Genomic DNA, 19,830 nt, shown 5'->3' with positions numbered 1-19,830 from the left:
CCGCCGGCGGACGGCCCGTGGGAAGAGGGCTGTCGAGGTGGTCGGCCGCGACGAGACGGTCGCCGCGCAGCGACAACACCCACATGCTCGCCTTCCGGTTCCGCGCCGGAGGCAGCACGAGACCGTCGCGCTCGGCCCACCACTCCAGGAGCGGCGGGATCACCTTGCCCTGACTGGAGATCACGGGAGTACCGGGACCGGACGCGATCTCCAGCGCCCGCTTGCGGCCGCGGTCGGGATCGGCGCGGTACTCCTCCTCCGACAGGGCCGGCTCGATGGCGATCTCGAGCCCGTGCCGGGAGGCGAAGGGTTCGACCGTCGCGATGCACCGCGTGCGGTCGGCGGACACCACGCTGTCGCCGCCGAACGCCGTCAACTGCGGAACGAGCGCCTCGGCCTGTGCCCGTCCGGACGCATCGAGGGGCCGGTAACGGTCGTCGCCCTTGTACTTCTTCCGACTACCCGCCTTGGCGTGCCGCACGATCAGCGCCGTGGTCGTGTCCAGCGGCACCCGGCGGAACCGGCGCAGGACACTGCGGTCCATCGGATAGGACAACAGATCGAATGCCTCTTCGGGGGACACCCAACGCAATTCGTCAACCTCGTCATTGGGCGCGAACTGCCCGTCGAGGCACCGCGCAGCCCAGTAGTCCACCCGCTTGAGTTTGCGGTGACCCGGAACGGGGTAGACGACCTTCCCGAGACTACTGCCGAGCGCGGAGCGGAATCCGGTCTCCTCCTCGATCTCCCGCACCGCGGCAACCACGGCCGTCTCACCCGCGTCGAGCTTGCCCTTCGGAAAGGACCAGTCGTCGTAGCGCGGGCGATGCACGAGCGCGACCTGCGCATCGTCCGGAGCGTTCTCGTCGACAGGACGCCACAGGACGGCGCCCGCCGCGAAGATGTTGGCCTTCACGGGCTTGTCGCGTGATTCGGTCAACTTTCCCTCCACCTCAGGACGCACGGCTACGCATGAGTTCGACCTGGTGGTCGCGGGCAGCGGTTCCCGGCTCGGGGGACGCCGTCCAGGTGCCGTCGCCCTCGAGAATCCAGCAGCGGGTGACCGGGTCGAGCGCGGAATCGAAGATGCCGTCCAACTGCGCTGCGAGCCGGGTGTTCTTCACCTGCACCATCACCTCGACGCGACGGTCGAGGTTCCGGTGCATCATGTCGGCGCTGCCGATCCAGTACTCGTCGCTGCCCCGGAAATGGAACAACCGCGAATGTTCGAGGAACCGCCCCAGAATCGAGCGCACCGTGATGTTCTCGCTCAGGCCGGGCACGCCCGGCTTGAGGGCACAGATCCCGCGCACGACCACCTCGGTCCGCACCCCCGCCCGCGACGCGCGGTAGAGCGCGTCGATCACCTGCTCGTCGACGAGGGCGTTGGCCTTGAGCCGGATCCCGCTGGGGCGACCGGCCGCGTGGTGCTCGATCTCACGCTCGACGCGTTCGATGATGCCCTTGCGGACTCCGTGCGGTGCGACGAGCAGATTGCGGTACTGCGCCTTCCGGGAGTATCCGGTGAGGGTGTTGAACAGGTCGGTGAGGTCGGCGCCGATCTCGGGTGACGACGTGAGCAGGCCGACGTCCTCGTAGAGACGGGCGGTCTTCGGGTTGTAGTTGCCGGTGCCGATGTGGCAGTAGCGGCGGATCATCGAACCCTCGCGCCGCACGACCAGACAGGTCTTGCAGTGTGTCTTCAGACCTACGAGTCCGTATACGACGTGGACACCGGCCTGTTCGAGCTTGCGCGCCCACTTGATGTTGGCCTGCTCGTCGAAGCGTGCCTTGATCTCCACGAGCGCGACGACCTGCTTGCCCGCTTCGGCAGCGGCGATCAGGGCGTTGACGATGGGGGAGTCGCCCGACGTCCGGTACAGCGTCTGCTTGATCGCGAGGACCTGGCTGTCGGCGGCGGCCTGCTCGATGAACCGTTGCACGCTCGTGGAGAACGAGTCGTACGGGTGGTGGACGAGGATGTCGCCCTCGCGCAGGGTGGAGAACACGCTCTTCGGTGTCTCTCGCTCGCCGAAGGCGGGATGGGTCGCCGGCACGAAGGGGGCGTCCTTCAGATCCGGTCGGTCGACGGCGTGCACCTGCCACAGCGACGACAGATCGAGCAGCCCGGGCAACTGGACGACGTCCACCCGATCGACGTCGAGTTCGCGCAACAGGAGGTCGAGCATGTGCTCGGTCATGTCGTCCGACACCTCGAGCCGCACGGGAGATCCGAAGCGCCGCCGGGCGAGTTCGCGTTCGAGGGCTTGAAGGAGATCCTCGTCGCGGTCCTCCTCGACCTCGAAGTCGGCGTTGCGGGTGACGCGGAATGCGTGGTGCTCGACGATCTCCATGCCCGGGAACAACACGTCGAGATGGGCGGCGATCAGCTCCTCGAGCGGGAGGAAGGCCGGCAGTCCGTGCGACGAACCCGCGCGATCGACCCGGACGAACCGTTCGACGTTGTCGGGCACCTTCACGCGCGCGAAGTGTTCACCGGACGATTGCGAATCCTTGACCGTGACAGCGAGGTTGAGGGACAGGCCGCTGATGTAAGGGAAAGGGTGTGCGGGATCGACCGCGAGCGGTGTCAGGACCGGGAAGACCTGGTCGGCGAAATACTGTGTCAGTCGTCGGCGTTCGTCCTCCGTCAGATCCGCCCATCGGATGATCGAGATGCCTTCGGCCGCCAGGGCGGGCATGACCGAGTCGAGGAAGACCTGCGCGTGGCGACCGGCGAGTTCGCGCGTGCTCGACGCGATGAGCGCGAGCTGGGCGCGCGGGGTCAGTCCGTCCGCGGACCGGACCGACAACCCCGTCTCGGCGCGACGTTTCAGCCCGGCGACCCGCACCATGTAGAACTCGTCGAGATTCGACGCGAAGATCGCGAGGAACTTGGCGCGTTCGAGCAACGGCTGCGAGGTGTCCTCCGCGAGCGCGAGAACGCGGGCGTTGAAATCGAGCCAGCTCTGTTCGCGGTTGAGATAGCGGTCGACGGGAAGCGTGTTGTCGTGATCGGTCCTCGACTGCAGTCCCGTCGCGGCCGGAGGGGCGCTGGTGGCGGTCGCCACGCGACCGGCGGGTCNGGATGGTGCCGCGTGCTCGGAACTCGTGGGATCGGGGGAATCGCCGTTGGTCACCAGTTCATTGTTGCAGAGCGACGGCTCCCTGCAGCGCTGTCGCACCGGTGGCGCAGCGGGAACTCGACCGTGTCGAGCACGGCCGCGGTGGCCGGTCCGACGCCGAGTCGCAGTGCGGCGGCGAGATCGTCCGGTGTGTCCACATCGAGTCGCAGTCCGGGGAGGGCGTCCGGTACCGGGTACGCACCGGCATCGATGTGGCGACCGGCCGATCCCGGACCGAACGACAGTGGCGGCAGGGTGCCGCTCACGCAGTGCAGCAACGCCGTCGTACCGCTCGCCGTGTGGTCGACGACCACGGCCGTTCCGGTCCGCCGCGCAGTCTCGCGTGCGAGCACGAATTCCTCGGGCCGCAGGGACGGAAGGTCGGCCTGCAACGCCACGAGTTCGGCGCCGGGTGCGTGCTCCCGCGCCCGGCGGGCCGCTGCGAGCAGTGCGGAGTTCAGTGGGTCGGGGGAGTCGGGACGCACCGGATCGGGGAGGACGTCCGCGCCGCAGTCCAGCGCCGCGGCCGCGACCCGCTCGTCGGCGGTGACGACGGTGACCGTCACGTCTCCGGCGGACAGCGCCGCCGTCACGGTGTCCTGCAGCATCGCAAGCACCAGTGATTCCCGTGCTGCCGGGTCGAGGACGTGCGAGAGCCGCGACTTCGCCAGGCCGAGGGCCTTGACGGGAACGAGCACGTGCGTCGCGGGCATTGCTCGATTGTGCCATCAGCGATCGACCGCACGATCGCCCGAGGTGACGAACCACACGACCGCCGATGCGACCCGCGTCGTGGGCGGTCCGTCCTCCGACCCGGCGCGGCGTCGGTGGCGCCTGCGCGATACTGGGTGCGACCGTGGGTGGTGACAGCCCGGACCGAACCGGTCGCGACCGCCCGCTCCGGGCCGATCGCGACCGGTGGGTGCCGGGCATCGGACGAGAGTGAGGATCGCGTGACCACAGCAGCAGTTCTGGGCGCGGGTTCGTGGGGGACGGCGTACGCCAAGGTGCTGGCGGACGCCGGAACGGACGTGACGATCTGGGCGCGGCGCGAAGAAGTGGCGCGCGGCATCGCGGAGCGACACGAGAACTCCGACTATCTGCCCGGTGTGCAACTGCCGCACTCGCTGAAGGCGACGGCCGATCACCGGGTGGCCGTCAAGGGCGCCGATTTCGTGGTCCTCGCCGTCCCGAGCCAGACCCTGCGCACCAATCTCGAGGCGTGGACGGCGGATATCGGACCGGAGGTCACACTTCTCAGTCTCGCCAAGGGAATCGAGAGTGGCACCCTGATGCGCATGAGCCAGGTGATCGGTCAGGTCACCGGCGCCGAGCAGAATCGCATCGCCGTGCTGTCCGGACCCAACCTCGCCCGCGAGATCGCCGAGGGGCAACCCGCCGCGACCGTCATCGCGTGCCCCGACTCCACCCGCGCCATGGAGATCCAGAAATCCTGCGCCACAAAGTATTTCCGTCCGTATACGAACTCCGACGTCATCGGCTGCGAGATCGGCGGCGCCTGCAAGAACGTCATTGCCCTCGCGTGCGGCATGGCCGCCGGGGTCGGGCTCGGTGAGAACACCGTCGCGAGCATCATCACCCGCGGTCTCGCCGAGATCACCCGGCTCGGAACCGCCCTCGGAGCCAAGCCGGCCACGCTCGCCGGCCTCGCCGGCGTCGGCGATCTCGTCGCCACGTGCACGTCCCCGCTGTCCCGCAACCGTTCGTTCGGCGAACGCCTCGGCCGCGGCGAGTCGCTCGAGAGCGCACAGGAGGCCACCCACGGTCAGGTGGCCGAAGGGGTCAAGTCGTGCACCTCGGTCCGCGCCCTCGCAGCGAGCTACGACGTCGAGATGCCGCTCACCGACGCCGTGCACCGCGTGTGCCACGAAGGCATGTCGGTGCCGGACGCGATCGGGCAGCTGCTCGGGCGCCGGATCAAGCCGGAATGAGCGGCATGACGGGCGATTCGACACGTTGTGTGAAGGCGGTTGCACACGAGGGTGTTCCGGGCTCTCCACTGCAGACCGGGCCGGTCTTCGCCGCGCCGTATCTTCTCGGGGAGGACGAACGCGACGACGTCGACACCTATGCACGTGCCTCGAATCCCGGCTGGCGCGCACTCGAATCGGCGCTCGCGGAACTCGAGCACGCCTCGGCCGCTCGCGTCGTCGGCTCGGGAATGTCGGCGATCACGGTCGCCCTGCGATCGCTCGTGACCCCGGGCGGCACGGTCGTCGTCCCCTGCGACGGTTACTACCAGGTGCGTGCGTACGCGCAGGAATTCCTGGCGCCGCACGGAGTGAAGGTCGTCGAGATGTCGGTCGCGGAGTTCGGTGACGGCACCCTGACCGACGTTCTGGTGACCGCTCCCGACAATTCCGTCGTACTGGTCGAGACCCCGTCGAATCCAGGCCTCGACACCGTCGACCTGCGCGCGATCGCGACCGCGTGCGACGTCTCCGACGCGCTGCTGCTCGTCGACAACACCACCGCCACACCCCTGGGCCAGCTGCCCCTCGACCTCGGCGCCGACGTCGTGGTGGCCAGCGGAACGAAATCGCTCAGCGGACACAGTGATCTGTTGTTCGGGTACATCGCCGTCGCCGATCCCGAACTGCTGCCCGCGATCGACCGGGAACGACTGCTGTCGGGAACTGTGCTGGGACCCTTCGAGACCTGGCTCGCGCACCGCAGCCTCGGCACCGCCGGACTGCGCTTCGAACGGCAGTGCGCCAACGCGCTCGCCGTCGCAGGGATGCTGCTCGAGCACCCCGCCGTCACGGACGTCCGCTATCCCGGACTCGCCGGCGACCCCGCCCACGCCGTGGCGGCCGGCCAGATGAGCCGCTTCGGCCCCCTCGTCACCTTCCGGCTGCCCGGCCGCGACGAGGTGCACCGCTTCGTCCGCGCGGCCACGCTCGTCGCATCCGCCACCAGTTTCGGCGGTATCCACACGACAGCGGATCGTCGCGCACGCTGGGGCGATGCGGTGCCGGAGGGATTCGTGCGGTTGTCGTGTGGAATCGAGGACACCGCGGATCTGCTCGCCGATCTCGACGCGGCGCTGAGGGAGACGACACTGCACTGAGGGAGACCGGGGCCGTCGGAGACATAGCAGGGTATCCGATCCCACCCGCGCAGGACTCGCCCGTCACGCGGAGATCGCCAACCGGTACCGTTCGACACGTGAGTACGCCCCGAACCCGGGTGGCCGTCGTCTTCGGTGGTCGCAGCAACGAACATTCCGTCTCCTGCATTTCGGCAGGGAGCATCCTGCGCAACCTGGATCCGGAGAAGTACGAGGTCGTGCCCATCGGCATCACTCCCGAGGGCGCATGGGTCCTCGGCGACGCGGACCCCGCCGGCCTCGCCGCGGCCGGTCGCGAACTGCCCGTCGTCGCCGGTGACGGCTCCGATCTCGTGCTCACCGCGGATCCCACCCGCGGCGGCGACATCGTCGCCCTCGACGAGGGCTCCTACGGCCGGGTGCTCGCTTCGGTCGACGTGGTCTTCCCGGTCCTGCACGGCGCCTACGGCGAGGACGGCACCATCCAAGGTCTGCTCGAACTCGCGGACATCCCGTACGTCGGTCCCGGCGTCCTCGCCAGTGCCGCCGGTATGGACAAGGAGTTCACCAAGAAGCTGCTCGCGGCCGAAGGCCTCCCCGTCGGCTTCCAGGTCGTCCTGCGTCCCGGCACCGCGACCCTCACCGAGGAGCAGAAGAACCGCCTCGGCCTGCCCGTCTTCGTCAAGCCCGCCCGCGGCGGATCGTCGATCGGCATCAGCCGCGTGGCCGACTGGGCCGCCTTCGACGACGCCGTCGCGAAGGCCCGGCAGCACGATCCCAAGGTCATCGTCGAGTCCGCGATCATCGGCCGCGAGGTGGAGTGCGGCGTGCTCGAGTTCCCGGACGGCGACGTCCGCGCGAGTGTCGTCGCCGAGATCCGCATGCCCGACACCTCCGGCGACCACGAGGCGTTCTACGACTTCGACACGAAGTACCTCGACGACGTCTGCGAGTTCGACGTCCCGGCCAAGCTCGACGAGGAGACCTCCGACCGGATCCGCGAGCTCGCGGTCCGGGCGTTCCGGGCCCTCGACTGCCACGGTCTGTCCCGCGTCGACTTCTTCGTCACCGAGGACGGGCCGGTGATCAACGAGATCAACACGATGCCCGGTTTCACGTCGATCTCGATGTACCCGCGGATGTGGGAGGCCACCGGCGTGGAGTACGCCGAGCTGCTGTCGATCCTGGTGGAGACGGCGCTCGCGCGGGGGACCGGCCTGCGCTGACGGCACACGGCCTGTCGGCTTCCATCAGGACCCGACTAGGCTGGATACATGACTGCCGTGACCCCCGACTCAGCTGCGACCGACGCCGGCACGGACACCCGTGAGGCCGTCCACGAGGCCGCGCGTCGCGCCCGCGTGGCTTCGCGTCGTCTCGCGTTGCTCACCACCACCGAGAAGGACGCGGCTCTGCACGCCGCGGCCGACGCTCTGCTCGCCGCCGCCGACACCGTCCTCGCCGCGAACGCGGAGGACATCGAGGCCGCCCGCGCCGGTGGCACCGAAGAGGCCATCCTCGACCGGCTGCGCCTGACCTCCGCCCGGATCGACGGGATCGCCGCCGGCCTGCGCCAGGTGGCCGGACTGCCCGACCCGATCGGCGGCGTGGTCCGCGGCTCGACGCTGCCGAACGGTCTCGAGCTGCGCCAGGTGCGCGTCCCGCTCGGCGTGGTCGGCATGGTCTACGAAGCACGGCCCAACGTCACGGTCGACGCCTTCGGTCTCGCCCTGAAGTCCGGCAACGCCGCGCTGCTGCGCGGTTCGTCGTCCGCGGCCCGCTCCAACGCCGCGCTCGTCGACGTGCTGCGCGCCTCGCTCGAGAGCCGGGGCATCCCCGCCGACGCCGTGCAGCTGCTGCCGAGCGCCGACCGCTCGTCGGTCACGCATCTGATCCAGGCCCGCGGCCTGGTCGACGTCGTGATCCCGCGCGGTGGCGCCGGTCTGATCGCCGCGGTGGTGCGCGACGCGACCGTCCCCACGATCGAGACGGGCACCGGCAACTGCCACGTCTACGTCCACTCCGCGGCCGATCTGGAGATGGCGGAGAAGATCGTGATCAACGCGAAGACCCGCCGGCCCAGCGTGTGCAACACCGCCGAGACGATCCTCGTCGACAAGGCGATCGCCGACACCGCCGTCCCGAAGCTCCTGCAGGCATTCCAGCAACACAGCGTGACGGTCCACGGCGACCTGCCCGGCCTCGTGCCCGCGACCGACCAGGACTGGTCCGACGAGTACCTCTCGCTCGACGTCGCCCTCGCGGTGGTCGACGACCTCGACGCGGCCGTCGACCACATCGACCGTTACGGCACCGGCCACACCGAGGCGATCGTCACCTCGGACCTCGCCGCTGCGCGGGAGTTCACGACGCGCGTGGACGCCGCAGCCGTTATGGTCAACGCTTCGACGGCGTTCACGGACGGCGAGCAGTTCGGATTCGGCGCGGAGATCGGCATCTCCACCCAGAAGCTGCACGCTCGCGGCCCGATGGGTCTGCCCGAACTGACGTCGACGAAGTGGGTGGTGTGGGGCGACGGCCACACCCGCCCCGCCTGATCGAGACCGGCCCGACGAAAGGAACCAGCGTGGATCGTGCGCTGCCCGCCACCCCGCCGATCTTCGCGGACGTCCAGGACGTCGTCGATCGTCTGGCCGGTACCGGCTATCTTGCCGACAAGTCCACCGCGACCGCGGTGTTCCTCGCCGATCGCCTCGGCAAGCCGTTGCTGATCGAGGGACCCGCGGGCGTGGGCAAGACCGAACTTGCCCGCGCCGTCGCCGAGACCTCCGAGGCCGAACTCGTGCGCCTGCAGTGCTACGAGGGCGTCGACGAGTCCCGCGCGCTGTACGAGTGGAACCACGCCAAGCAGATCCTGCGCATCCAGTCGGCAGGGGCGACCGCCGCTGCGGGCGAGTCGTGGGACCGCACCAAGGAGGACGTCTTCTCCGAGGAGTTCCTGCTGTCGCGGCCGCTGCTCACCGCGATCCGCCGCGAGGATCCGACCGTGCTGCTCGTCGACGAGGTCGACAAGGCCGACGTGGAGATCGAAGGCCTGCTGCTCGAGGTGCTCAGCGACTTCGCGGTCACGGTGCCCGAGCTCGGCACCATCCGGGCCACCCGCAAGCCGTTCGCGGTGCTCACCTCGAACGCCACCCGCGAGTTGTCCGAAGCGCTCAAACGCCGGTGCCTGTTCCTGCACCTGGACTTCCCCGATGCCGACCTCGAACGGCGCATCCTCGCCAGCCGGGTCCCCGATCTGCCCGACGCGCTCGCCGACCAGCTCGTGCGCACCGTCCGCGTGCTGCGCGGCATGCAGCTCAAGAAGGTGCCCTCGGTGGCCGAGACGATCGACTGGGGCCGCACCCTGCTCGCGCTGGGACTCGACACCCTCGACGACACCGCGCTGCGCAGCACGCTCGGCGTGATCCTCAAGCACCAGTCCGACCAGATCCGCGCTGCCGCCGAGCTCCGGTTGAACTGACATGGTCGCCGCGCACCTTCCCGGATCCGGGGCGCCCCCGGCACCGCACGGACTGCCCGGGCACCTGGTCGGATTCGTCGAGGCGCTGCGTCGCCGCGGCATCGCGGTCGGGCCGTCCGAGACGGTCGACGCCGGACGGGTCATGACGGTGCTCGATCTCCTCGATCGGGAGGCCCTCCGCGAAGGTCTCGCGTGCACCCTGCTCCGCCGGTCCACGCACCGCCCGACCTTCGACGCCCTGTTCGACCTGTGGTTCCCACCCGCGATCGGACGTCGCGAGGCCACCGGCCCGCAGGTGAGCATCCCGCGCACCCCCACGGGGGAGGTCGACTTCGAGGCCCTGCGCGACCTCATCGCCGAGTTGCTGTCCGACGAGTCGCCGGAGGCACTCGAGGCCTCCGAGATGCTCGTCTCCGCCATCGTCGAGGAACTCGGCCAGTACGCATCGTCGAACGGTCCCTCCTTCTCGGCCTACCAGGCGCTGCGCGACGTCTCCCCGGACACCCTGCTCACGAAGATCCTCGAGGGACTGCTCGGCAACAGCACCCGCGAGGAACGCGACGACGCCGCCTACGAGAGCGAGGTCGCGCGGCGCACCGCCGCCCAGCGCATCGCCGATTTCCGGGCGATGGTCGAACGGGAGACCCGCCGGCGCACCGCCGAACAGCTCGGCCGCGAACGCGTCGAGAAGTACGGGGTGCCCAAGCTCGCCGAGGAAGTCGACTTCCTGCGCGCGTCCGACGCGGAACTCGTGGCCCTGCGCCGCAGCGTCATGCCGCTCGCACGTCTGCTCGCGAGCCGTCTCGCCGCGCGCCGCCGGCGCGCTCGTGCCGGCGCCATCGACCTGCGGCGCACCCTGCGCAAGTCCATGTCCACCGGTGGTGTGCCCATCGATCTGGTCAACCGCAAGCCCCGTCCGGCGCGTCCCGAGCTCGTCGTGCTCTGCGACGTCTCCGGTTCCGTCGCCGGCTTCTCCCACTTCACGTTGCTGCTCGTGCACGCCTTGCGCGAACAGTTCTCCCGCGTGCGCGTGTTCGCGTTCATCGACACCGCCGACGAGGTCACGCACTATTTCAACGCGGGGTCCGATCTGGGTGAGTCCATGTCGCGGATGCTGAAGCAAGCGGAGCTGATCACCTACGACGGTCACTCCGACTACGGACACGCCCTCGGCAGCTTCGCCGAGAACCACGCGCACGCCCTCACCAGCCGCAGCTCCCTGCTGATCCTCGGGGACGGTCGCACGAACTACCGCAATCCGAACCTCGAAGACCTCGAACATCTCGTGTCCGTCGCACGGCACGCGCACTGGCTCAATCCCGAGCCGAAGGGACAATGGGGTTCGGGGGATTCGGCCGCCAGGGTCTACAGCGAGGTCGTCACGATGCACGAGTGCCGGTCGGCGCAGCAGCTCGCAACGGTGGTGGCGAGTCTGCTCCCCGTGTGAACCCGTAAGCTGGACAACCGTGCATCAGCCAACGGATCGGCCCTCGGCCCCCAGGCGCCGCCTGGGCGTCATGGGTGGAACGTTCGACCCGATCCATCACGGACACCTCGTGGCGGCCAGTGAGGTCGCCGCGAGCTTCGACCTGGACGAAGTGATCTTCGTGCCCACCGGGCAACCCTGGCAGAAGACCGGGCGCGACGTCAGCCCCGCCGAGGACCGTTACCTGATGACGGTGATCGCGACCGCATCCAACCCGCGGTTCTCCGTCAGCCGCGTCGACATCGATCGACGCAAACCCACCTACACCGTCGACACCCTGCGCGATCTCAGCGAGCAGTATCCCGACGCGGATCTGTACTTCATCACCGGCGCGGACGCCCTGGGATCGATCCTGTCCTGGCAGGACTGGCAGACTCTGTTCGACCTCGCCCGCTTCGTCGGGGTGTCCCGGCCCGGATACGACCTGCACGCCGAACATCTGGCACCGCATCTGGACGATCTCCCGGCCGAGGCGGTGAGCCTGGTGGAGATCCCGGCACTGGCGATCTCCTCCACGGACTGCCGCAGGAGGGCCCGCGAGAACCGTCCCGTCTGGTATCTGGTGCCCGACGGAGTGGTGCAGTACATCAGCAAACGCCGGCTCTACCGCACGAATACGCACCTCGACGGAGATCCCGTCCCGGTGTTCGACGGAAACACCCCCGGCACCATCGAGAGAAAGAGCACGCAGTGAGCGCAACGGCAGAAGCCACGGAGATGGCCCGAATCGCAGCCCTGGCCGCCGACGAGAAACTCGCCACCGACGTCGTGGTGCTCGACGTGTCCGAGCAGCTGGTGATCACCGACTGCTTCGTCATCGCGTCCGCGCCCAACGAGCGTCAGGTCAACGCCATCGTCGACAACGTCGAGGAGAAGCTGCGCCTGGCCGGCCACAAGCCGGTCCGCCGCGAGGGCACCCGCGAAGGACGGTGGACCCTGCTCGACTACGTCGACGTCGTGGTGCACATCCAGCACGAGGACGAGCGCAACTTCTACGCTCTCGACCGCCTGTGGAAGGACTGCCCGACCATCGAGGTCGACGGTGTGGGTGGCCCCCGTTCGGCGATCGACGCCGCCGACTCGCCGGAGGACGTGTGAGTCGTCCGGAGGAGGGTGCGCAGAGCCCGCGGGTGCGGCAGCTGGTGCTGCTGCGCCACGGCCAGACCGAGTACAACGCCACGCGGCGGATGCAGGGGCAGCTCGACACCGATCTGTCCGAACTCGGCCGCCGGCAGGCGCTCGCCGTCGCCGACGTGATCGCCCGGTTCGATCCGCTCGCCATCGTCTCGTCCGATCTGCGCCGCTCCTACGACACCGCCACCGCGCTCGGTGACCGCATCGGTCTGCCGGTCGCGATCGACACGCGGCTGCGCGAGACGCATCTCGGCGAATGGCAGGGCCTGACCCACACCGAGGTCGACGCCGTGGCTCCGGGCGCACGCAGCGCGTGGCGCGCCGACGCGACCTGGGCACCGCCGGGAGGCGAGAACCGCATCGACGTGGCGCGGCGCAGCATCGCCGTCGTCGGCGAACTGCTCGACAAGTACGAGGACTGGAACGATCGGCCCATCGTGCTGGTCGCGCACGGGGGCCTGATCGCCGCGCTCACCGCGGCCCTGCTCGACCTGCCGGTCGACCGGTGGCCCGTCCTCGGCGGTCTCGGGAACACCGGCTGGGTGCAGCTCAGCGGATACGGAGAGGTGCCGTCCTGGCGCCTCGACGTGTGGAACGCGTCGGCCACGGTGGCGCCCGATGACGTCCTCTGATCCGACGCCGGTCGAGACCGACGCCGCCCCGCGGCGCCCGGTCCTGCTGGTGATCGGCGACTCGCTGAGCTACTACGGCCCGAAGGGCGGCCTGCCCGCCGACCATCCGCAGATCTGGCCCAATCTGGTCGCGGCCGAACTCGGCTGGGACGTCGAACTCGTCGCCCGGATCGGGTGGACCACACGCGACGCGTGGTGGGCGATGACCCAGGACCCGCGGGTGTGGGCCGCGATCCCGCACGCGGGAGCCGTCGTCCTGGCCGTGGGCGGGATGGACACCCTGCCGTCCCCGCTGCCCACCGCACTGCGGGAAGGCCTGCGCTACATCCGCCCGCCGGCCCTGCGTCGCGCGGCACGTAACGCCTACGGGTGGTTGCAGCCGCGACTGTCGCCGCTCGGTCGCCCGGTGGCGCTCCCGCCCCGGGTCAGTGTCGAGTACCTCGAAACGATCAGGGACGCACTGGCATACATGCGCCCCGATCTGCCGGTCATCGGCACCCTGCCGTCGGTGCACCGCAGCGAGCAGTACCGGTCGGTGCATGCCGGCCGGCTCCCCGCTGCACGCGCGATCACCCGTTGGGCGGCCGAGAAGTCGGTTCCCCTCGTCGATCTCGCCGAAGCGGTGCGGGAGAACGTCTTCTCCGACGACGCGAATCCCGACGGGATCCACTGGGGTTGGGAAGGACACCGCCGCGTCGCCGCCGCGGTCGGTGACGCTGTCCGGATCGTGCATCGGGATGCGGAAGTCCCGGTGGAGGGCCTACGGTAGGCGTCGTGTCCGTCGTCGTCGTCACAGATTCGTCGAGTTGTATCGACCCCGAACTGGTCCGTCGGTACGACATCCGTGTTGTGCCACTGCACATCATCGCGGGCGGACGCGACCTCCGCGAGGGCGTCGACGAGTTGCCGGAGGACCTGTCGACCGTGACCACCTCCGGGCCCTCGCCCGCCGAACTGACCGACGCCTACACCGAGGCGCTCGAGGCCAGCGGGGGAGACGGCGTCGTCGCCGTGCACCTCTCGCGTGTGCTGTCCGGGACGTGGGACGCCGCCCGGCACGCCGCCGAATCGCTGGGCGACCGGATCCGGCTCGTCGACTCGCGGAACACCGCCATGGGTTCGGGTTTTGCCGTGCTCGAAGCGGTGCGCGCCGCCCGGGCCGGAGCCGATCTGGCGCGGGTGTACGAGCGGGCCGTGGAGGTCGCGGCGTCCGCCCGGACCCTGCTCGTCGTCGACCGGCTCGACCACCTGCGTCGCGGTGGCCGGATCGGCACGGCCACCGCGCTGTTGGGTACCGCGCTCGCGATGAAACCCGTGCTGCACATCTCCGACGGCAAGCTCGTCCTGCGGGAGAAGACCCGCACGATGACGAAGGCGATGGCCAAACTCGTCGACGGAGCCGCAACCGACGTCGGCGACGAACCGCTCGTCGCGGTGCACCACCGCGGGGCACCCGAACGGGCACGCAGTCTCGCCGATCAGCTCGCGCAACGCCTTCCGGAGGGTACCGAGATCGTCGTGTCCGAACTCGACGCGGTCCTCGGCGCGCACGTCGGACCGGGCGCGGTCGGTGTGGTCGTCGCGTCCGCGGCGACCGGTGTCTCCGAGGACTGACCACCTACACCACCTCCCGGCCCGGATCATGCCGGTGGAGGCCCGATCCGGGCATTCATCCACAGGAGTGCGGGTCATCCACAACCCCGGCCGGATCGGCGCGGACACCGAATCCGGCGGTCGCGGACGAGGTTAGCGTCGCGGCATGGCGAGCAGTGACCACCGTGATCTCGCGCGCACCCGCCTCGGCGCGATCACACGTTCCTCGGCGATGCCCGCGGAACCGCCCTGGACCGACGGCGCGTCGACGAACGACCACCTCTGGGCGGATCCGGACGACGACGAACCTGTCCACAGCAGTTCCGGCCGGGAACGATTCGTCGATCGGCTGACCGCTGCGCGATGGGACACGGGACGACGGGGAACCGCTGCTCTCGCCGCGATCGGAGTGCTCGCCGCCGCAGTGGCGCTCGTCGTCGTGTGGCGCGACCGGCCGGTCCCCGAACCGGTACCGCCGCTGCCGAGGGTCGAAGTCGTGGACACCGCAGAGCCGTCCGCCACGAAGGAGACGGACACGGCACAACCGGATTCCGCCGAGTTCGTCGTCAGCGTCGTGGGTGCGGTGACACGGCCCGGACTCGTGCGGCTGCCGGCAGGATCCCGTGTGGCCGATGCGCTCGACGCTGCCGGCGGTGCCGTCGACGGTGCCGACCTCATCGGCTTGAATCTGGCCCGGCGGGTCGCCGACGGTGACCAGATCGTCGTGGGAATCGCCCCGCCCCAACCTGTTCCGCAGGCCAGTGGAATCGTGGGGGCGCAGACACCGGGCGATGCTCCACCGGAGGCAGGCGGGTTGGTGGATCTCAACACCGCCGACGAGACCGCGCTGGACGCGCTGCCGGGAGTCGGTCCCGTGACGGCCGCGGCGATCGTCTCGTGGCGCGACACCAACGGACCGTTCACGGACGTCGAACAACTCGGTGAGGTCGACGGGATCGGACCGGCGCGACTGGCCAGGCTGCGTGAACTGGTGACGGTGTGACCGTCCGGAACAACAGGTCCGATCCTGCAACGGTTCTCGACGCCAGGTTGGTGCCGTGCGCGCTGGCCGCGTGGGGTGTGACGCTTCTCGGGTTGTACACGGGATGGCGGATCGTCACCGTCGTGGCGGTCGCGGCCGTCGTCGGGTGTGCTGTGACGGTCCGTCTCGTCGCGACCGGTCGCATCCCCCGCGGAGGTGCGCGGATCCTCCTCGCCGCACTGGCCGTCGTCGCGGGATTCGGGCCGGCCGCCGGTCTCCGGATGTGGGCCGCCGACCAGCACCCGATCGCCTCCGCAGCGGAAAGGGGAGCATGGGCCGGCGTCGTTCTCGTCCCCACCGACGATCCGCGCCGCATCCGGGCCGCGGCCTTCGACGACACACCCCGGGTACGCCTTCCGGCACGGCTCGAGCTCGTGACGGTCGGTGGACGATCCATGGAGACCGGGGGATCGGTGGTGGTGTTCGCACCGGCCGATTCGTGGGGCGATCTCCTGCCCGGGCAGTCGGTCACCGCACGCGTGCGGGTCGCGCCGCATACCGGACCGGGCACCACGGTGGCGGTGCTCCGCGCGGAGAACGCACCCACGGCCGTCGGCCCGCCCCCGGTGTGGCAGCGGTGGGCGGGCACGGTGCGCCACCGTCTCGCGCAGGTGAGTTCCGCGGTGCTTCCCGCCGACCGGGCCGGCTTGCTGCCCGGTCTCGTGGTGGGGGACACCACGGCGTTGACCGACGAGGTGCGCGAGGACTTCCGGGTTGCCGGACTGACGCACCTGACGGCCGTGTCCGGGGACAGATGCACATTAGCAGGTGTCTGCCCGCTAGTGTGACGATCATGGAAGCAGTGATCTACACACGCGTCTCCTCTGACCGTGCCAAAGGACGTTCGGTCGAGGAGCAGGAAGCGGATTGTCGCGCAGCGTGTGAGGCTCACGGCTGGCCCGTCATCGAGGTCCTCTCGGACAACGACGTCGGCGCCTCCAGGCACTCGAAGGGTAATCGGCCGGCCTACGACCGGCTGAAAGAGGTCCTGCACCCCGGTCGCGTCCTGGTCCTCTGGGAAGCATCGCGTGGGCAGCGTGACCTGAAGGCCTACGTCGAACTCCGAGACCTCTGTGCCGAGCGGGGCGTCCCGTGGTGCTACTCCGGGACCATTCACGACCTGTCGACCGGTTCGGGGAGGTTCCGCACCGGTCTCGACGCACTGCTCGCCGAGGAAGAGGTCGAGCGCGCGCGAGGTCGCGTGCTGCGCGCGCTGAACGCCAACGTCGCCGCCGGAAAACCGCACGGGAAGATTCCGTTCGGCTACCGGGCGGTCCGGGACGAGAAGACTGGGGCGATCGTCGACCGTGTCATCGATGAGGCCGAAGCCGCAGTGCTGCGCGATGCAGCTCGTCGCGTGCTCGCCGGCGAATCGGTGCGATCGGTGTACCGCGACCTCAACGCCCGCGAGATCCTCGGGCCCACCGACAAGCAGTGGTCGCACCGCACCCTGACCCGGTTGCTCAAGTCCCCGACGTATGCCGGCCAACGCGTCCACAAGGGCACCGTCGTGCCCGGCACGTGGGAGCCGATCTTCACAGAGGAGGAACACCTGGCGCTGACGACGCTGCTCGACGACCCGACCCGGACTGTGGCCAGGGGAAGCGCCCCGAAGCATCTCCTCACGGGCATCGCGACGTGCGGTGTCTGTGAAGGCAGCGTGTTCCGGCTCAAGGACCGCGGTCGAGAGACGTACGTCTGTCGTGAGGGCTTCCATGTGTCGCGGTCGAAGGCGTCGACGGATCTACTCGTGACCGAGGCGGTGATCTCAGGACTCGAGGATCCCAGCCTGGTTGACGCAGTGCGTTCGATGGCAGGAGTTCCGAAGCAGCAGATCGGGGAGGCACAGGTGCTGCAGGCGCGGCTGGACAAGCTGGCGGACGAGTGTGCTGACGAGAAGATCTCGGTGCGGTCGTTTCAGCGGATGGAGGCCCGTCTGCTCAAGCAGATCGCCGATGCAAAAGCGCGGGCCAGGAGGGCCGCGGTGGCGCCGATCGTCGTCGACACCGTGGGGCCGAATGCTCGTCAGCGGTGGGAGTCGTACACACTGGAGCAGAAGAGGGACCTCATTCGCGCGCTGGTGCGAGTGCGGTTACTGCCCACAGGTGCGAAGAGTGGCAAGTTCAATCCGGATTCTGTGTCGATCGAATGGATCGACGCATCCGACGTTTGAAATGTTAAGTGGAGCACATAAAGGGTATGTAACGTGAACCCATAGTTTGTCGAACATACATTCGAACATAGCCGGGGAGGGTTATCAGAATGGGCGGAAGAACCGAAAGGCTCGGGTTGCTCCACCGAGTCCGCGTGGACGAGTTTGTGGCCCACGCGGACAGTCGGGGCATGAAGGCCTCCGAGCTACTTTTCCGCTGCCTGACGCTGGACAGCGTTCAGGATCTCTCCGGCGTCGACCTCAAGCGCCTCACATAGCTGAAACAGCTGCGACATATCCATCGACCGTTCTCCGGCTTCTAGCCGGGCAATGGTCGCTCGTGACATGCCGGCGCTCTTTGCGAGCTCGGATTGCGTCACACCACGCCGTGCACGTGCTGCCCGCATCTCTGCGGCGAACGCACTACGGATCCGCGCAAGATGTTCCTGCTGTCGTGTGTCCATGCGGAGCACAATAGGTCCAAACGGATACATAGTGCAACAGAGCGGTCGTACTGACGGGTAACGGGGCCGTTATGCCCAATGTCTCTGTTTGGCATTGCTGTGTATCCAAATGGCAGCTACAGTCTCCATATGGTCTCATCATGCCCCCGTATTGCCGATCGCGTCACAGCCGCGATCCGGTCGTCCGGCTCCACGCTCCAGGAACTCAGCGAAGCAACTGGAATCTCGCTCGCGTACCTCCGGCACCGAATCGCCGGACGGCGCGAGTTCAAAGGCACCGACCTCGTCGTGATCGCCGACCACCTCGGTATCCCCGCCGGATCGCTGGCGGTGGAAGAGAGGCCACCCGAACCCCGATGACACCAGACGAAATCGCCGATCGGGGCCGGGAAATCGGTCGCGCCAGATGGGGAAAGCCATTGCCTAACAAGGCAATCGAACTCCTCACGCTCTACGCGCGGCAGGCCAATGAGGAAACCATCCAAGAAAAAGCCGCCAGCTGATCCACCAGCTGACGGCCAACGACACCGCAGAAAAGGAACCCGATGTCGAACACCCACACTACCTGCAACACCGTCGCCGTGCTCGAACCGGCCGACACTCCGATCTTTGACGAGTTTGCCGAACACTTCCGCACGATCCCCACGCGCGACGAGCTCGACCACCACTTCCGCACGCTCCCCGTGGACATCGCTCCGCGGCCCGCCACGATCGACGCTCAGATCGTCGAGGTCCGCGACGTCCCCACACACGACACGACCGCAGATGACCTCGTTGTCGAGACAAAGGCCAGCAAAGCCGAATCCGCCCTCTGGTGTGCGGCACTCGCTGCAAGCATCGGCGCCATCGTGTGGTTGAACAACCTGCTCGAAGCGACGGCGATCGCATGATCACCAACGACACGGCCGAACCGGTCATCTTCGACAGCCGGATCCTCTGGCACCTCGCCAAAGGCACCCGATTCGTCGAACTCGACTCCGGTCGCGTCTTCACCATCGGCGACCGGCCCGGCCGACTGTGGCGTGGCAACACCCCCTGCACCGTCGAATCCCTCGACATGCCCGTGCAGATCCGCAACACCGCGGAGACCACGAAGTGAGCGCCCGCCGGCGCAGGTGCCCCGGACACCCGCACAGAGTCCTGCATTCGAACACGTTCGCGTGCTCCGAGTGCTGGAAGCGTTTGCCGGACCACCTGCGCCGGCCTGTCCTCGCGACCCTCGGCAAGTCCGCGTCGCGCGGAAAGACCGAAGCCTGGAACAACGCAGCCGCCTACCTCGGAAGCCGATCATCATGACGACGAACGACCTCACCGACAACGACCTTCGCGCTGTAGCAAACGAACTCGGACCGCAGTACGCCATCCTGCACTGCCCTCCGATCACCCTGCCTTGGTTCTCGAGCGATGAAACTGCAGCCATCACTCGCGACGTCGAAGGCGGCGTGCGTGTAGACACCGCAAGCTCGCTGAGCCGCGAAACCCGCATGGAAATCGCGACCGCACTCGTCGCCACGATCCTCGATGAGCCGAAGCAGGGGAGCGACCGGTGAGCCACGGACTCGAGAAGAAGCGTCAGGACGCCGGCGGATACCCGATCGAGGTTCCGTCGGATGTCCCGGCCTCCGTCGTCGTCGACCGCATCCGATCG

The 19,830-nt window shown here is 68.7% G+C and carries 23 protein-coding genes; 19 read left to right on the top strand and 4 right to left on the bottom strand.

What is annotated here, in order from left to right:
* The 3 genes from ACLBYD_RS27245 to cofC all read right to left on the bottom strand — a co-directional run.
* On the bottom strand, positions 1-940 hold a 940-nt coding region (locus ACLBYD_RS27245; protein ID WP_447818882.1), incomplete at its 3' end, for an NUDIX hydrolase.
* A 13-nt stretch (positions 941-953) separates the two neighbouring features.
* On the bottom strand, positions 954-3,140 hold the full coding sequence (locus ACLBYD_RS27240) for an RNA degradosome polyphosphate kinase (protein ID WP_447818881.1): 2,187 nt from the start codon (positions 3,138-3,140) through the stop codon (positions 954-956).
* Complete coding sequence (gene cofC / locus ACLBYD_RS27235) at positions 3,137-3,838, bottom strand: 2-phospho-L-lactate guanylyltransferase (RefSeq protein ID WP_447818880.1); 702 nt, start codon at positions 3,836-3,838, stop codon at positions 3,137-3,139. Before cofC ends, ACLBYD_RS27240 begins: the two co-directional genes overlap by 4 nt.
* Before the next feature lie 240 nt (positions 3,839-4,078).
* Between cofC and ACLBYD_RS27230 the strand changes: the two genes are divergently transcribed.
* The 14 genes from ACLBYD_RS27230 to ACLBYD_RS27165 all read left to right on the top strand — a co-directional run bounded on the left by ACLBYD_RS27230 (position 4,079) and on the right by ACLBYD_RS27165 (position 17,739).
* Positions 4,079-5,077, top strand: a complete 999-nt coding sequence (locus ACLBYD_RS27230) for an NAD(P)H-dependent glycerol-3-phosphate dehydrogenase (protein WP_447818879.1) — start codon at positions 4,079-4,081, stop codon at positions 5,075-5,077.
* Positions 5,078-5,082: 5 nt separating this feature from the next.
* Positions 5,083-6,216 (top strand): cystathionine gamma-lyase, encoded by a 1,134-nt coding sequence (locus ACLBYD_RS27225; protein WP_447818878.1) that lies wholly within the window; start codon positions 5,083-5,085, stop codon positions 6,214-6,216.
* A gap of 98 nt (positions 6,217-6,314) precedes the next feature.
* Positions 6,315-7,421 (top strand): D-alanine--D-alanine ligase family protein, encoded by a 1,107-nt coding sequence (locus ACLBYD_RS27220; protein WP_447818877.1) that lies wholly within the window; start codon positions 6,315-6,317, stop codon positions 7,419-7,421.
* A 48-nt stretch (positions 7,422-7,469) separates the two neighbouring features.
* Positions 7,470-8,753, top strand: coding sequence for a glutamate-5-semialdehyde dehydrogenase (locus ACLBYD_RS27215; RefSeq protein WP_159417967.1), 1,284 nt, complete (start codon positions 7,470-7,472; stop codon positions 8,751-8,753).
* A gap of 29 nt (positions 8,754-8,782) precedes the next feature.
* Positions 8,783-9,679 carry an AAA family ATPase gene (locus ACLBYD_RS27210; RefSeq protein ID WP_423660208.1) on the top strand — a complete coding sequence of 299 codons (897 nt, stop codon included), beginning with the start codon at positions 8,783-8,785 and terminating at the stop codon, positions 9,677-9,679.
* Position 9,680: 1 nt separating this feature from the next.
* Positions 9,681-11,126 carry a vWA domain-containing protein gene (locus ACLBYD_RS27205; RefSeq protein ID WP_447818876.1) on the top strand — a complete coding sequence of 482 codons (1,446 nt, stop codon included), beginning with the start codon at positions 9,681-9,683 and terminating at the stop codon, positions 11,124-11,126.
* A gap of 19 nt (positions 11,127-11,145) precedes the next feature.
* Positions 11,146-11,859 (top strand): nicotinate-nucleotide adenylyltransferase, encoded by a 714-nt coding sequence (gene nadD, locus ACLBYD_RS27200; RefSeq protein WP_225623578.1) that lies wholly within the window; start codon positions 11,146-11,148, stop codon positions 11,857-11,859.
* The gene (rsfS, locus tag ACLBYD_RS27195; RefSeq protein ID WP_016694085.1) at positions 11,856-12,263 is read left to right on the top strand and encodes a ribosome silencing factor; all 408 of its coding nucleotides are present in this window, start codon (positions 11,856-11,858) and stop codon (positions 12,261-12,263) included. The genes nadD and rsfS overlap by 4 nt, the downstream gene beginning before the upstream one ends.
* Before the next feature lie 89 nt (positions 12,264-12,352).
* Entirely contained in the window at positions 12,353-12,931 is a 579-nt protein-coding gene (locus tag ACLBYD_RS27190) for a histidine phosphatase family protein (RefSeq protein ID WP_447818888.1), read from the top strand.
* A complete protein-coding gene (octT, locus tag ACLBYD_RS27185; protein WP_447818875.1) occupies positions 12,918-13,700 on the top strand; it encodes a diglucosylglycerate octanoyltransferase in 783 nt (260 codons plus the stop codon). Before ACLBYD_RS27190 ends, octT begins: the two co-directional genes overlap by 14 nt.
* Positions 13,701-13,705: 5 nt before the next feature.
* Positions 13,706-14,545 carry a DegV family protein gene (locus ACLBYD_RS27180; protein WP_447818874.1) on the top strand — a complete coding sequence of 280 codons (840 nt, stop codon included), beginning with the start codon at positions 13,706-13,708 and terminating at the stop codon, positions 14,543-14,545.
* A 145-nt stretch (positions 14,546-14,690) separates the two neighbouring features.
* Positions 14,691-15,527: a ComEA family DNA-binding protein gene (locus tag ACLBYD_RS27175; protein ID WP_447818873.1), complete on the top strand. Its 837-nt coding sequence runs from the start codon at positions 14,691-14,693 to the stop codon at positions 15,525-15,527.
* Positions 15,524-16,354 carry a ComEC/Rec2 family competence protein gene (locus tag ACLBYD_RS27170; RefSeq protein ID WP_447818872.1) on the top strand — a complete coding sequence of 277 codons (831 nt, stop codon included), beginning with the start codon at positions 15,524-15,526 and terminating at the stop codon, positions 16,352-16,354. The genes ACLBYD_RS27175 and ACLBYD_RS27170 overlap by 4 nt, the downstream gene beginning before the upstream one ends.
* 5 nt (positions 16,355-16,359) lie before the next feature.
* On the top strand, positions 16,360-17,739 hold the full coding sequence (locus ACLBYD_RS27165; protein WP_447818871.1) for a recombinase family protein: 1,380 nt from the start codon (positions 16,360-16,362) through the stop codon (positions 17,737-17,739).
* Positions 17,740-17,924: 185 nt separating this feature from the next.
* Here ACLBYD_RS27165 and ACLBYD_RS27160 read toward each other — a convergent pair whose 3' ends face one another.
* The gene (locus ACLBYD_RS27160) at positions 17,925-18,182 is read right to left on the bottom strand and encodes a helix-turn-helix domain-containing protein (RefSeq protein WP_447818870.1); all 258 of its coding nucleotides are present in this window, start codon (positions 18,180-18,182) and stop codon (positions 17,925-17,927) included.
* A gap of 129 nt (positions 18,183-18,311) precedes the next feature.
* Here ACLBYD_RS27160 and ACLBYD_RS27155 point away from each other — a divergent pair, with 129 nt between their 5' ends.
* From ACLBYD_RS27155 to ACLBYD_RS27135, 5 genes are all read left to right on the top strand, one after another.
* The gene (locus ACLBYD_RS27155) at positions 18,312-18,542 is read left to right on the top strand and encodes a helix-turn-helix domain-containing protein (RefSeq protein WP_447818869.1); all 231 of its coding nucleotides are present in this window, start codon (positions 18,312-18,314) and stop codon (positions 18,540-18,542) included.
* A complete protein-coding gene (locus ACLBYD_RS27150; protein WP_447818868.1) occupies positions 18,539-18,685 on the top strand; it encodes a hypothetical protein in 147 nt (48 codons plus the stop codon). Before ACLBYD_RS27155 ends, ACLBYD_RS27150 begins: the two co-directional genes overlap by 4 nt.
* Before the next feature lie 42 nt (positions 18,686-18,727).
* Positions 18,728-19,072 carry a hypothetical protein gene (locus tag ACLBYD_RS27145; RefSeq protein WP_447818867.1) on the top strand — a complete coding sequence of 115 codons (345 nt, stop codon included), beginning with the start codon at positions 18,728-18,730 and terminating at the stop codon, positions 19,070-19,072.
* Positions 19,069-19,281, top strand: coding sequence for a hypothetical protein (locus ACLBYD_RS27140; RefSeq protein ID WP_447818866.1), 213 nt, complete (start codon positions 19,069-19,071; stop codon positions 19,279-19,281). Before ACLBYD_RS27145 ends, ACLBYD_RS27140 begins: the two co-directional genes overlap by 4 nt.
* 193 nt (positions 19,282-19,474) lie before the next feature.
* Positions 19,475-19,732, top strand: coding sequence for a hypothetical protein (locus ACLBYD_RS27135; RefSeq protein WP_447818865.1), 258 nt, complete (start codon positions 19,475-19,477; stop codon positions 19,730-19,732).
* The last annotated feature ends 98 nt before the right edge of the window (positions 19,733-19,830 follow it).

The sequence above is a fragment of the Rhodococcus sp. C26F genome, from assembly GCF_053345925.1.
Note: the sequence above shows the minus strand (reverse complement) of the source record. Positions and strands in the feature narration are given on the sequence as shown.